This is a genomic window from Streptomyces aureus, assembly GCF_000725495.1.
Lineage (GTDB): Bacteria > Actinomycetota > Actinomycetes > Streptomycetales > Streptomycetaceae > Streptomyces > Streptomyces aureus_B.
Window position 1 is genome coordinate 141,498 of record NZ_JNZD01000009.1, and the last position, 12,067, is coordinate 153,564.

Sequence of the window (12,067 nt, forward strand, 5' to 3'; positions counted from 1 at the left end):
CATCATGACCGAAGCAACGGATCTCGCCGAGCGCGCGGGCGACCGTGATCCGCGGATCGGGCTGCGGGCGGTCTCCGCGCTGCGGAGGCTGCTGGAGCAGCTCGAGGCGGTACAGGTGCGCAGCGCGCGCAATCAGGGCTGGTCGTGGCAGGAGATCGCCGCGGAACTCGGAGTGAGCAGGCAGGCCGTGCACAAGAAGTACGGGAGGCAGTGATGTTCGAACGCTTCACGAAGGACGCGCGTGCCGTCGTCGAGGGCGCGGTGTCGCACTCCGGGCGGGTGGGGGCCGGGAGCGTCGAGGAGGAGCACATGCTGCTCGCCCTCCTCGACCGGGAGGGCAGCCGGGGCTCCTTCGCCCTGACCTCGCTCGGGGAGAGCGGGTTCAGGGCGTCACTTGAACGGGACCTCGCCGAGGCGCGGCGCAGGGGCGGGCTCTCGCGCGCCGACGCGGACGCCCTCTCCGGGCTCGGTATCGATCTGTCCGAGATCGTCGCCCGGATCGAGGAGGCTCATGGTGAAGGGGCGCTCGAATCGGGCGGGCGCGGCGGGAACGGCAGGCGCGCCCGGCGCCGGCCCTTCGGGCAGGAGGCGAAGGACGTGCTGGTACGAGCCCTGCGGATCGCCGCGGCCCGACGCGACCGGCACATCGGGGACGAGCACCTGCTGCTGGCGATCACCCTGCGCGGCGGAGTGGCCGCCGAGGTCCTGGCCGACCACGGCGTCACCTACGAGTCCGTGACCCGGGTGCTGTACGGCCCGTCCGGGGCGTCCGGCGGGGGCGCGGCGGCGAAGGCGAGCTGAGCGGAGTTCCGGTCGGCCGGCTTGGCCGGCCGGGTTGTGGGTACGGCGGGGTCGGCCGGGACTGCCGGGGCGTGGGTACGGCGGGGCGGCCCGGTCCAGCGGGGTCGGCCCGGTCGCGGGCGCGGCGGGGGCCACCTGTCGGGCCGTGGGGGGCGGCCCCACCGGCCCGGGGTTCCGCGCGGCGCCCCGAACCCCGGGCCGAGGTTCCGGGCGCCGCACGCCGGAGAGCGGGGCGCCGGACCCAAGGACTGCGGTCGCCCGGAGGCTAGGCCCGCCTGCTGTGCAGGGCCGCGCCGATGTGGGCCGCCGCCGACGACAGATGGCGGCGGATGTCGCGGAGCTGGTCCTCCGTGACGCCGTGGTCGCGGGACGCGTCACGGATGTCGTCCCGGAAGCGGTCCAGCAGCCGGTCCAGGTCCCGGGCCGGGTTGCCACTGGAGCCCTCGTGGGCCCAGGCGGGTTCGTACTCGGCGGGGAAGTCCTCCGGTGTGGCCGAGTACTCCGGCTCGACGGGTGCTCCCGAGGGCGTACGGCCGAAGCCGAAGTCCTTTCCCAGGTCCTTGCCGAAGTTCTTCCCGAAGTCGCCGAACTCCTTGGCCAGTTCGGTCAGCCCCTCGCGCACGCCCGTCGGCCAGTCCCCGCGAGCGAAGTGGTCCTGGACCTGGTCCTGGACGCGCTTGGCCATGCGCTGCATCTCCTCCTGGGCCTGGGCGCGGGCCTTCTCCTGCGCCTCCTTGGCCTGGCGGCGGGCGCGCTGCGCCTCGTCCCGCGCGCGGCGGCTCTCGTCCTTCGCGCGGCGGGCCTGCTCCTTCCACTCCTGGCGGGCGCGCCGCATCTCCTCCTTCGCGGCCCGCCACGACTCCCTGTCGTGGAGGTCGTCGAAGCCGCCGAACCCGCCCGCCGCCGCCTCGTCGGGCTGCTGCGGCCGGGTGCCGCCCGGGGAGCCCCGGCGCGCCTCCGTGGCCGCCGCCCGCATCTCGCGGCGCAGATCACCGGCCGCGCCCCGGACGTCCGCGCGGATCTCCGCCGCGAGCTCCGCGACCGACTCGCGGATCTCCAGCTCCAGATCGGCCAGTTCGCCGCTGCGGTCGGCCAGTTCGGCACGGCCCGCGTCGGTGATCGCGTACACCTTCCGGCCGCCCTCGGAGGTGTGCGTGACGAGGCCCTCGGCCTCCAGTTTCGCCAGCCGCGGGTAGACGGTGCCGGCCGAGGGCGCGTACAGGCCCTGGAAGCGCTCCTCCAGGAGGCGGATCACCTCGTACCCGTGGCGCGGGGCCTCGTCGAGCAGCTTGAGGAGGTACAGACGCAGTCGGCCGTGGGCGAAGACGGGGGCCATGTCAGAGCACCTTCTTGTCGGTCGCGGAGTCGGCCGGCCGGCCCTCGGCGGTGTCGTCGCCCCGGGCGTCGCCCTCGGCCTTGTCCATGCCCGGGACGGCCGCCGTGTCCCGGGGTCCGGGAGCGTCCTCGAAGGGTTCGTCCTCCGCCGGAGGCCTGCGCAGCAGGGCGATCGAGCCCGAGACGGTCATCGCCTTCAGTCTGCCGTTGCCCGCGCCGAGCCGGCCGGTGATCTTCTTGGCGCCCCACTGGCCGTTGACCCGCAGGTCCTCGAAGGCGCTGGAGACGCTGCCGCTCGCGGTGTTGGCCTCCACCTCGGCGTCAGCGGGGTGGGGGAGCCGGATGGCGATCTCGCCCGAGACGTTCGACAGCCGGACGTCGGTGGGGGCGCCCGTGACGTCCAGGTCCACGATCATCGAGCCGCTCACCGACTCGGCCCGCACGGAGGAGCCGGAGCCCTCGACGACGGTCAGGTCCCCGGAGACGGAGTTGAACCGCAGGTCGCCGGTGACGGCCTGGGCCTCCAGGTTCCCCGAGACGGTCTCCACATGGGCCGGGCCCGCGACCCGCACCAGCGTGGTGTCGCCGGTGACGCCCTTGACCTGGACCCGTCCGTCCACGCCCGAGACCACGGCGGCGGCCCCGACCACGCCCACCTCGACGTGCGTACCGGCCGGGACGGCCAGGGAGACCACGGCCGCGCGGCGCCAGCCCTTGCGGTCGAGCCACTTGAGGAAGCCCTTCCAGGGGAGGTCGTCGTACGCCACGGTGAGCGTGCCGCCCTCCTGGCTCACCTGGAGCGGGGGGCCGTCCAGCTCGGACACCTCCAGCCGGGCGGAACCCTCGTCGGTCCCCACGACGTTCACCGTTCCGTTGACGATGCGTACGCGCAGCGTCTGCACGGGGCCGTCGAAGGAGAGCTTCTTCGGCTCTGTCACGGACCACTCGGACATGGTGCAGACCTCCTCGACCGGCCGGACCCTCGGACGAGCCCGAACTCGACGCGCCATATCGCGTCTCCCGTATTCACGATATATCGCGGATACGGAAAGTCAAGACACCCGTTCTGGGGATCACTGCTACGTTGAAATGGGCAAATCGCCCTAAAGTAGGGCTATGTCGACTGCTTCCGGCGCGTCCCGGGACGACCGTCCGGCCCCCGGGGCCCTGCTGCTGTGCCGGGCCCGTCCCGAGTCGGCCGGTCCCGCCGCCCAGCTGCTGCGCGAACGGATGCTGCTGGCCGGGGCGGGACCCGACTGGAGCGTGCTGGTCCCCGAGGGCAAGCCCTGGCAGCACGGCACCGAACCCGTCGACCGCGTGCTCACCGGCTGGGCCGCCGCGCTCGCCGTCGGCGCGCCCTGGCCCGTACTCGCCCTGTGGTGGGACACCGACCGCAGCGGCTTCACGCTGGCCTCGGGCTTCCGCCGCACCGTGGGCTACGAATGGCTGGCGAACGGCACCCCGGTCGGCCAGGACGAGGCGATGCACACCTTCGCCGCGCGCCTGGGCCTCGACCCGGTCCTCGACATCCAGGCGCTCGAACCGCTGACGCAGCCCGACCCGGCGTCCGACGCGCCCGCGCGCGTGCGCGGCCTTCTCGCCGTCCTCACCCGCGCGGGGGTGCGCCTCCCGGACGGCGTCGAACCCGGCGAGAGCGTGGACCGGCTCCGCGACGCGGTCCGGATCCGTCCCGACGCCGAGCAGATCGAGTGGTCCGGCTGGCGTGCCGCCGTCGGCGCGGAACTCGACGTGGTGGAGAGCGGGGGGCTCGGGCCCTGGCTGCGCGGACCGCGGGCCCGCACCCTCGCCGCGGTCCAGCTGGCCGTCGGCCTCCCGCTCACGGCCTGGGGCATCCGCCGGCACAGCGGCGGCTGGACCGTCGCCGGCGCGGTCCTGACGCTCCGCGGCCTCCTCGGCCTGGCGTACGACCAGCTGCGCGCCTACGACTGAACGCCCCGGGCCCGGGGAACGTCCCTACGCGTCGTCCTCGTCCTCGTCGTCCAGCCGGGCCAGCCAGGTCGCCAGCCGCTCCACCGGCACCTCGAAGTCCGGGTTGAGGTCGACGAACGTACGCAGCTGCTCGGCGAGCCACTCGAAGGTGACCTCTTCCTCGCCGCGCCGCTTCTCAAGTTCCTCGATGCCGCGGTCGGTGAAGTACATGGATGGTGCTCCGTGGGTGAAAGGGAAGTGGAACGCTGGGAAAAAGGATAGGCGCGGGGGCGGGGCCCGCGGAGGGCCTCTGTCGGGGCCGGGTCCCGGCCGCTAGCCTGCAAGGTCGGCTCGTGCCACGGGGGCGTGGGGGAACGGGGGATGCCATGAGCGACGCGGTGACGCGCATAGCGCGGATCGAGATGCCCGACGGGACACCGGTGTGGGCGCGGATCTCCGGGGCGGACGAGCTGGAGGACCCCGGCGGCGAGCTGTCCCTGACGGACGTCGGCTTCGCGGAGCGCGTCGAGGCGCAGGTCGAGAGCCTTCAGTCGCTGATCACCGGGGTCGCCCGCTCCCTCGCCGTCCCGCTGCGCGCGGTACGGCCCGACGAGGTGAGCGTCGAGTTCGGCATCGAGCTGACCGCGAAGGCGGGCAAGGTGGTCGGCCTGCTCGCGGACGGGGAGGCCAAGGCGGCGATCACGGTCACGCTGACCTGGAACGGCGGCCCGCCGGACCCGACCACGCCCGCGAACCGGACGGCGATCCCGGGTCCGACCCCGGCCCCGACCACGACACCGGCCCCGACCGCATCCCCGCACCCGACCCCGGCCACGCCCCCACCCCCCGGACCGCCCGCCTCCGCCCCGCACGCGGGCGCGTCTCCCGGCGCCCCGGCGCACGGCGGGGCCACCGATCCCTCCGGCGGGGGCGGGGCATGACGGACGGGCACGCCCCGGGCGCACCGGGCGGCCCCGGGAACGCTCAGCGTGCGCTGCGTGATCTCGTCATGGCCGCCACCGTGCGCATCCATCGCGCGGGCCCCGGGTATGCCCAGGACGAACCCGGCACGTTCCTCGGGAGCGGCTTCTTCATCGCTCCGAACTGGGTTCTGACCTGCGCACATGTGGTCCGGAGCGGGGAGGGGGACGAGGTGCGGGTGGTGTACGAGAAGGGGCCGGGCCGCGGGACGTCCGCCGTCACCGGCGAGATCGCGACGGTCCTTCCGGAGGACCGCGCCGGCATCCCGGTGCGAGGCACCTGGCCGTCCCCCGACCTCGCGCTGGTGCGGCTGCGCGAGCCGGTGGACCACGACTGCGCGTACGTCACCGAACGCCCGGCCGCCTACTACGAGGAGTCGGTGGTCCTCTACTCCGGCTGGTCCGTCGTCGGCGGGGAACTGCGCCGGCTGAGCGGCACCTGCTCGGTCCAGGGCACGCTCGGCGGCTGGTCCGACGACGAGCAGATCCGCCTCGGCGGTGACGTCCTGCCGCCCGGCGTCTCGGGCGGGCCGGTCGTCGACCCCGTCCGCGGCGAGGTCGTCGGCGTCCTGAAGTCGCGCACGGACCGGGGGCTCGGCGGCACCTGCACGGGAGTGGAGCAGTTACGGTCCCTGCCGGTGCCGGACGGGGAGCCGGCCGCCGAGCACGACGACCCGTACCAAGCCGTCTTCCACGCCCACGACCGCTACCACCGGGACCGGCAGCGCCATCCGGACACCGACCGGAACACCTGGGCCGACGTCCAGAACCAGCTCGGCGCCCGGCCCGGCCGGGTGCTCAGCCCCGAGGAGCGCACCCAGCTGCTGGGCCGGCTCGCCGACCTGCCGCCCCCGGTCAGCACCCGCGCCCTGCTCGGCCTCCTCGAATCCCTCGCGGGCGACCGCACCGCGATACCGCATCCGGCGCCGCGCGGCTGGCGCGACGGACTCGGGGCGCTGTACGAGAGCGCGCGGCACGACGCCGCCCTCGACCTCGTCCTCGACTACGCCATGCGCGCGATGTCCGCCGAACGCCCCTTCGTCACCCCGGGCACCCGGGCCGCCGAAAGGGCGCTGTGGGAATGGGTGCGCCAGACCGCCGAGGGCCGGCCGGGTCCCGCGTACCGGCGCCGTCTCGGCCAGCAGTGGATCGAACGGCTCCAGCTGGCGCCCCGCGGTCCCCTTCCGGCGGAAGCAGAGGCGGCGCACGCCACCGCGCACAGCGCCGACCGTGCGCCCCGCCTGTTCGTCCTGCTCGAACTGGAGCAGCTGGGCTGGGAGCCGGGCCGCTGCGACTGGCACGTCTCGGTGGGCCGCCCCACCGGGGAGGTGGTGCGGCTGCGCGACGGCGAGCGCACCCCGCTGGAGGAACTTCCGGACGCGCTCGGACCGCACCTGACGGAGGCCTTCCGGCACTGCGACGAACCCGGACGGCCCGCCGGCCTCCAGGTGGCGCTGCCCCATCTGCTGCTCGGACTCGACGTCGACGCCTGGCGGCTCGGCCCGGACGACACCCCGCTCGGTGCCCGCCGGCCCGTCGTCGTGCGCTGCGCCGACCGGGAACAGCTGCCCGAACCGCCCGGACCGGCCGCCCCGGACGGCGGGCCGTTCCCGTCGGACGAGGAACGCCACGAGCGCGAGGCGCGCTGGCGCTGGATCCACGCCCACGGCGCCCAGGCCGAGATCCTCGACTGCGAGGACGGGCTGCGGGTACCGGTACCGGCGGCGGAGTCGCTGCGCGGGCTCCCGCACAAGACGATCCCGGTGCTCTGCCGCTACGGCGACCACCGCTTCGAGGACGACCCGGTCGCCATCGTCCGGATCGTGCACGGCGGATACGGCGTCGCGCTGTGGCGGCGCTGGCGCGGGCAGTCCGAGGCGGTCTGCGGCGAGTTCCACCGAAGAGCCGGGGACACCGTGGCGGGCGCGGGCGGCGCCGACCGTCTGCCCGACCTGGTGCACGCCCTGCGGGCCGGGCTGAGCGAGGGCCGGCCGGAGACGTACTGGGCCCACGGGATCGCCCTCTTCTACGACGATCCGCGCCGGCCCCTGCCCGGGACCGGAGACCTGCTGGAGGCGCCATGACCGAGGCGGTGGACCAGGGGTCGCGCCCTGCTCGGAAGTGGCCCAAGTGGACTGCCGCGAGCTCCTCTTGGGACCTTACGGCGCCCTCCGCGGATCGATACGGTGAGGCGACGATCGACGGCTGCCGGGGTGGACGAGTGACGGCGAGGACTGGGCAATGACCGATTCCAGCGAGTGGCTCATCTACCGAGGCGCAGGCGAACCCCACGACGGCCTGGACCGGCTCCCGGCCCCGCCGCCCTGGCGCGACTTCGCGAGCCGGGACGCCGCCGGGGGCGACGGCGACGGCTCCGAGGACCGCAGGCTCGGCGCGTACCGGCACCTGGCCGAACTGCACCGGCCCGGCGCCGAGGAACTGGAGATGATCAACGCGGCGCTCTATCTGCGCCGGCCCCTGCTGGTCACCGGCAGCCCCGGCGCGGGCAAGAGCACGCTCGCGCACTCGGTGGCGTACGAACTCGGTCTCGGCAACGTCCTGCGCTGGCCGATCGTCAGCCGCTCGACGCTGCAGGACGGGCTCTACCAGTACGATGCGATCGCCCGGCTCCAGGACGTGCAGATGGCCGCGCCGCAGGGCGCCGACCCGGCCGCTCCCGGCGCCCCCGGATCCGTCGAGGGCATCGGCAGCTACATCCGGCTGGGCCCGCTCGGCACCGCGCTGCTGCCCTCCGACACCCCGCGCGTCCTGCTCATCGACGAGCTCGACAAGAGTGACATCGACCTGCCCAACGACCTCCTGAACGTCCTGGAGGAGGGCGAGTTCGCGATCCGCGAGCTGGAGCGCGTCGCCGACCGGCTGCCCGGAGGCGAGGCCGAGGTGCTCACCGCCGACGGCACCAGGGCGAGGGTCCGCGACGGCCGGGTGCGCTGCCACGCCTTCCCCTTCGTCGTCCTCACCAGCAACGGAGAGCGCGACTTCCCGGCCCCGCTGATGCGCCGCTGCATCCACCTCGAACTGGGCCGCCCGGACCACAAGCGGCTCGCCACCTTCGTACGGGCCCACCTCGGCGACGAGGCGGCCCGGGCCGGGGACGATCTGATCACCCACTTCCTGGAGCGCTCGCGCAGCGAACTCGTCGCCGCCGACCAGCTGCTGAACGCCATCTACCTGACCGACGCCGCGGCCCCGGCCAGCCGCGACCGGCTCGCCGACCAGCTCATCCAGCGACTCGACCGTCCGAGGTGACGCGCTGATGCCCGGCGGCGACCCGATCGCCGAACTCATCGCCCGGATACGGCAGACCGGGCTCGATCCCGATGCCCGGCAGCTCGCCGACGCACTGTGGCTGGCCCGCTGGTCGCGCCCGACGCACCAGGACGCGAACGGACCGGGCGACGCGCCGCCGTCCGGCCGGGTCCCGGCGGCCGAGGACCCCGCCGCCGGGCGCCAGGACGCCCGCGGAGACGAACGTCCCCCGCCGGCCGAGCGGAGCGCACCGGAGGTGCGGGAGCCGGACACGGACCGGCGCGTCACCCTGTACCCGGTACCGCGCGACGGCGCGCCCCGCGGCTACGGACAGGGTCGCTCGCCCGTGCTCCCGGTCGGCGTACCGGCCGCGCCCGCGTTCCCCTCTCCCCTCGAACTCCAGCGCGCATTACGCCCGTTGCAGGGCTACCGCACCGCGGCGCCACCCCTGCGCACCGTCCTCGACGAGACCGAGACCGCCGAACTGACCGCCCGCGCCGGCGGACTGGTCCTGCCGGTGTTCCGCGGGGTGACCCGCGCCGACGCCGCGCTCCAACTGGTCATGGACGCCTCCTCGTCCATGCGCGTGTGGGACCGGATGTTCGCCGAACTGGAACAGGTCTTCGGCCGGCTCGGCGCGTTCCGGGACATCCAGGTCAGCCATCTCCACCAGGGCCCGGACGGCGAGCCCGCCGTCAGCCGCAGCCCCGAACCCGACGCGGCCCCCCTGCACTCCGCCGACCGGCTGAGCGACCCGACGGGCCGCCGCGTCACCCTCCTCGTCAGCGACTGCGCCGGCCCCCTGTGGCACAGCGGCCACGCCCACCGGCTCCTGCACCACCTGTCCGGGCTCGGCCCCGCCGCCGTGCTCCAGCCCCTGCCACAGCGCATGTGGAACCGCACCCGGCTGCCGGTCTCGTACGGCGAACTGACTCGCGGAGAGGCCCTCGCGGGCGCCGCCACGCTGAAGGTCCGGCTGCCCGCCGGCACCCCGCCGGAGGCACGCGGCGGCGCCCTGCCGATACCCGTCCTGCCGCCCGAACCCGCCGCGCTCGGCGCCTGGGCCCGGCTGCTGTCCGGAGCCGGCGCCGGACCCGTGGCAGGCGCCGTCGGCTGGGTGCGCCGCCACCACGAGCCCGCCCCCGGCACCCGCCCCGGACGCCGGATGTCCGGACTCGAACTGGTCAGCCGCTTCCGCTCCACCTCCTCGAAGGCGGCCGGACGGCTGGCCGGCTATCTGGCCGCGGCCCCGCTCAGCCTGCCTGTGATGCAGCTAGTCCAGCGCACCATGCTCCCCGACTCCGGCCCCTCCGAACTGGCCGAAGTCCTGCTCAGCGGCCTGGTCGCGCGCACCAGGACCGAGGAATACGGCACGGACGGCACCCAGTGGTACGAGTTCGCCCCCGGCGCGCAGGAAGCCCTGCTGTCCCCGCTGGGCCTCGACGAGGCGATGCTGGTGCTCAAGCACTGCTCCGAGTACATCGAGCAGCGCTTCGGCAAGGGCGGCCCCAACTTCCCCGCCCTGGCGCTCGCCCAGCTCGGCGAGGGCGGTCTCGGACCGTCCTTCTCGCCCCGCGCCGGATACCCGGGCGAGAACGGCGACAACGGCGGCGCCACCCTCGTCCCGCAGCCCTTCGCCGAGGTCGCCGCACGCGTACTGGAACGCTTCATGCCACTGCCGGACCGCTTCGCCACGTACGCTCCGCCCCGCGGCCCCGACGACCCCTCCGACCAGCGGCCCACCCACCCCGCGGTGCTCCGCGCCCGCTCCCTGGCCGGCCAGTTCGGCAGCGACCGCATGGTGCAGGACCTCATCGACGCCGTACAGCTGCTGCGCGGCGCGACCGAACACGAACTGCGCCCCGGCACCGACCCGGAACTGTGGGCCGAGTACGCCAACTGCGTGCTGCTGCTGTGGGAGGTGCAGGGCGGCGCGGACCTCCTGCGAGAAGCCGAGGGTGCCGCCGAACGCGCCGTCGCACACCCCCGCGCGCTGCGTGAGCGGGCCGTCCTGGCCCGGGTGCTGCACGCCGCCGCCACCGACCGCAGACGGCGCGGCGACCGGCGCGGCGCGCTCGACCTGCTGCAACGCGCCGACCGCGAGTACGCGGTGGCCTGCGCCGCGCCGGACCTGGACGCCACCGAGGCCCTGCGGCTCACCCTGGAGCGGGTACGGGCCCTGGAGGCGCAGTGGCGCCTCGGCGGCGACAGCGCGTTGCTCCAGGGCGCCGTCGGCATGCTGGAGGCGTTCGCCGACGCCTGGCCCGACCGGGCCAGCCGCCCCTCGGGACTGCCGCTCGCCCACGGCCGGGTCCTGCTGCGCCTGTCGGGCGCCACGGCCGACCACGAACAGGCCAGGCTGTACGCGGAACAGGGCGCGCGCTCCCTGCGCGCCGCGCTGGAGACCGGCCCCGGGGACCCGCCCGCCGCCGACGGCACCTCCGCGCGCGTCCGCATCCTGCTCGACCTCGTCGACGCGCTCCTGAGGTCCGGCGGCCCGCTCGAGGACGCCCAGGGCCACGTGGACGAGGCACTCGGCCTCACTCGCGAACAGGGGCTGCGCTCCGCCCTGCTGGTGCGCGCCGGGCGCATCCACCTCGCCCGGTACGCCGACTCGGGCGATCCGCGCGAACTCCAGGACGCCGCCGCCCGGTTCGAACAGGCCTCCCGGGGAGTGCCCAGGGACGCCCCCGCGCACGCGGACGTCCTCGCCGAATGGGGCGAGGCCCTGCTGCGGCACGCCGCGCTCGACCAGGGTCGCGTCCCGGGCGAATCGCTGTACCGCGCCATCCGGGTGCTGCGGGACTGCCGCACCGAGACACCCGCGGGCAGCCCCGAGCTCGCCCGCCGTCTGCTGCTGCTCGGCCGCGCGCTGATGCTGCGCTTCCGCTCCCGCGGCGACCGGGTCGACCTGCGGGAGGCCGAGCACCTCTTCGGCCTCGCGGCCCTGGAGGACGGCCCGCCGCTCACCACCGCCCGGTGCCGGCTGGAGCTCGGGCAGGCGCAGTTCGAGGCGTACCAGAGCCTCGGCCGCAAGGCGCGGCTCGACGAGGCCATCGACGCCTTCCGGGCCGCGGCCGAGTCCGCCCGCGAGGCCGAGGAGGAGGCCGAGACGGAGCGCTCCCGCCACGAAGCGGTGGAACTCGCCGCTCGGGCACAGCACTGGCGGGGTATGTCCTACGAAGCGGCGGCGCGCCCGCGCGCCGCCCGCGAGGCCTACCGGGCCGCCAGGACCGAGTGGTCCCGGCTGCCGGACGGTGTCGCGAGCACGGGAGAACCGACGGCCCGGCAGACGGCACAGCGGCTGGCCGAGCTGGAGTGAGAGCCGCCGGCGGGCGACCGCCGGGGACGACGAGGGAGACGCCATGAGTGTGCGGGACGACGTAACGGACGGAGCGCAGGACCGTGATGCCTCGGGGGAGCGGCAACCGTGGTCACCGGGCCCGCCGAAGACCCCGGACCCCTCAGGGGCGCCGACGCGTGAGGGAGCGCCGGGCGGTCCGACGGAGGCGCCGGATCCCGCGGAGCTCCCCGACCTGCTGGACCTGGACTTGGCGGCGCTGCGGACCGTGCAACACCCGGTGCTGGCGGAGGTACTGGCCGAACTGCGGACGCGGTCCGGACAGCCGAGCGAGATCCTCTGGGGGTTCAACAGCGCTTTTTGAGCGGCGAAGCGAGGGACGGTCCGGGCGAAATGACTCACGATCAGTCAGTTTCAGTCTCGCTTCGCAGTCGAACCGGACAGTTTCGAA

General features: G+C 74.9%; 11 protein-coding genes. 8 read left to right on the top strand and 3 right to left on the bottom strand.

The window, feature by feature from the left end; translation table 11 throughout:
* Positions 1-4 precede the first annotated feature (4 nt).
* Together IO36_RS17315 and IO36_RS17320 are read left to right on the top strand one after the other, a co-directional pair.
* On the top strand, positions 5-214 hold the full coding sequence (locus IO36_RS17315) for a helix-turn-helix domain-containing protein (protein WP_010984411.1): 210 nt from the start codon (positions 5-7) through the stop codon (positions 212-214).
* Positions 214-801, top strand: coding sequence for a Clp protease N-terminal domain-containing protein (locus IO36_RS17320; protein WP_051900589.1), 588 nt, complete (start codon positions 214-216; stop codon positions 799-801). The genes IO36_RS17315 and IO36_RS17320 overlap by 1 nt, the downstream gene beginning before the upstream one ends.
* 265 nt (positions 802-1,066) lie before the next feature.
* Here IO36_RS17320 and IO36_RS17325 read toward each other — a convergent pair whose 3' ends face one another.
* The gene (locus tag IO36_RS17325) at positions 1,067-2,137 is read right to left on the bottom strand and encodes a PadR family transcriptional regulator (RefSeq protein WP_037620913.1); all 1,071 of its coding nucleotides are present in this window, start codon (positions 2,135-2,137) and stop codon (positions 1,067-1,069) included.
* Between the two features lies 1 nt (position 2,138).
* The gene (locus tag IO36_RS17330) at positions 2,139-3,089 is read right to left on the bottom strand and encodes a DUF4097 family beta strand repeat-containing protein (protein ID WP_037620915.1); all 951 of its coding nucleotides are present in this window, start codon (positions 3,087-3,089) and stop codon (positions 2,139-2,141) included.
* Positions 3,090-3,252: 163 nt separating this feature from the next.
* On the opposite strand from IO36_RS17330, the gene IO36_RS17335 reads away from it, so the two are divergent.
* Positions 3,253-4,086, top strand: a complete 834-nt coding sequence (locus IO36_RS17335) for a hypothetical protein (RefSeq protein ID WP_037620916.1) — start codon at positions 3,253-3,255, stop codon at positions 4,084-4,086.
* A 24-nt stretch (positions 4,087-4,110) separates the two neighbouring features.
* Here IO36_RS17335 and IO36_RS17340 read toward each other — a convergent pair whose 3' ends face one another.
* Positions 4,111-4,296 carry a DUF6104 family protein gene (locus IO36_RS17340; RefSeq protein WP_037620917.1) on the bottom strand — a complete coding sequence of 62 codons (186 nt, stop codon included), beginning with the start codon at positions 4,294-4,296 and terminating at the stop codon, positions 4,111-4,113.
* A 155-nt stretch (positions 4,297-4,451) separates the two neighbouring features.
* On the opposite strand from IO36_RS17340, the gene IO36_RS17345 reads away from it, so the two are divergent.
* The 5 genes from IO36_RS17345 (at position 4,452) to fxsA (ending at position 11,980) form a co-directional block, all read left to right on the top strand.
* The gene (locus IO36_RS17345; RefSeq protein ID WP_037620918.1) at positions 4,452-5,006 is read left to right on the top strand and encodes a CU044_2847 family protein; all 555 of its coding nucleotides are present in this window, start codon (positions 4,452-4,454) and stop codon (positions 5,004-5,006) included.
* Positions 5,003-7,129 carry a VMAP-C domain-containing protein gene (locus tag IO36_RS17350; protein WP_037620920.1) on the top strand — a complete coding sequence of 709 codons (2,127 nt, stop codon included), beginning with the start codon at positions 5,003-5,005 and terminating at the stop codon, positions 7,127-7,129. Before IO36_RS17345 ends, IO36_RS17350 begins: the two co-directional genes overlap by 4 nt.
* A gap of 157 nt (positions 7,130-7,286) precedes the next feature.
* A complete protein-coding gene (locus tag IO36_RS17355; protein ID WP_037620921.1) occupies positions 7,287-8,315 on the top strand; it encodes an AAA family ATPase in 1,029 nt (342 codons plus the stop codon).
* A 7-nt stretch (positions 8,316-8,322) separates the two neighbouring features.
* Positions 8,323-11,637, top strand: a complete 3,315-nt coding sequence (locus IO36_RS17360) for an SAV_2336 N-terminal domain-related protein (protein WP_037620923.1) — start codon at positions 8,323-8,325, stop codon at positions 11,635-11,637.
* 43 nt (positions 11,638-11,680) lie between these two features.
* Positions 11,681-11,980, top strand: a complete 300-nt coding sequence (gene fxsA, locus IO36_RS44575) for an FxSxx-COOH cyclophane-containing RiPP peptide (protein WP_037620925.1) — start codon at positions 11,681-11,683, stop codon at positions 11,978-11,980.
* Positions 11,981-12,067 lie beyond the last annotated feature (87 nt).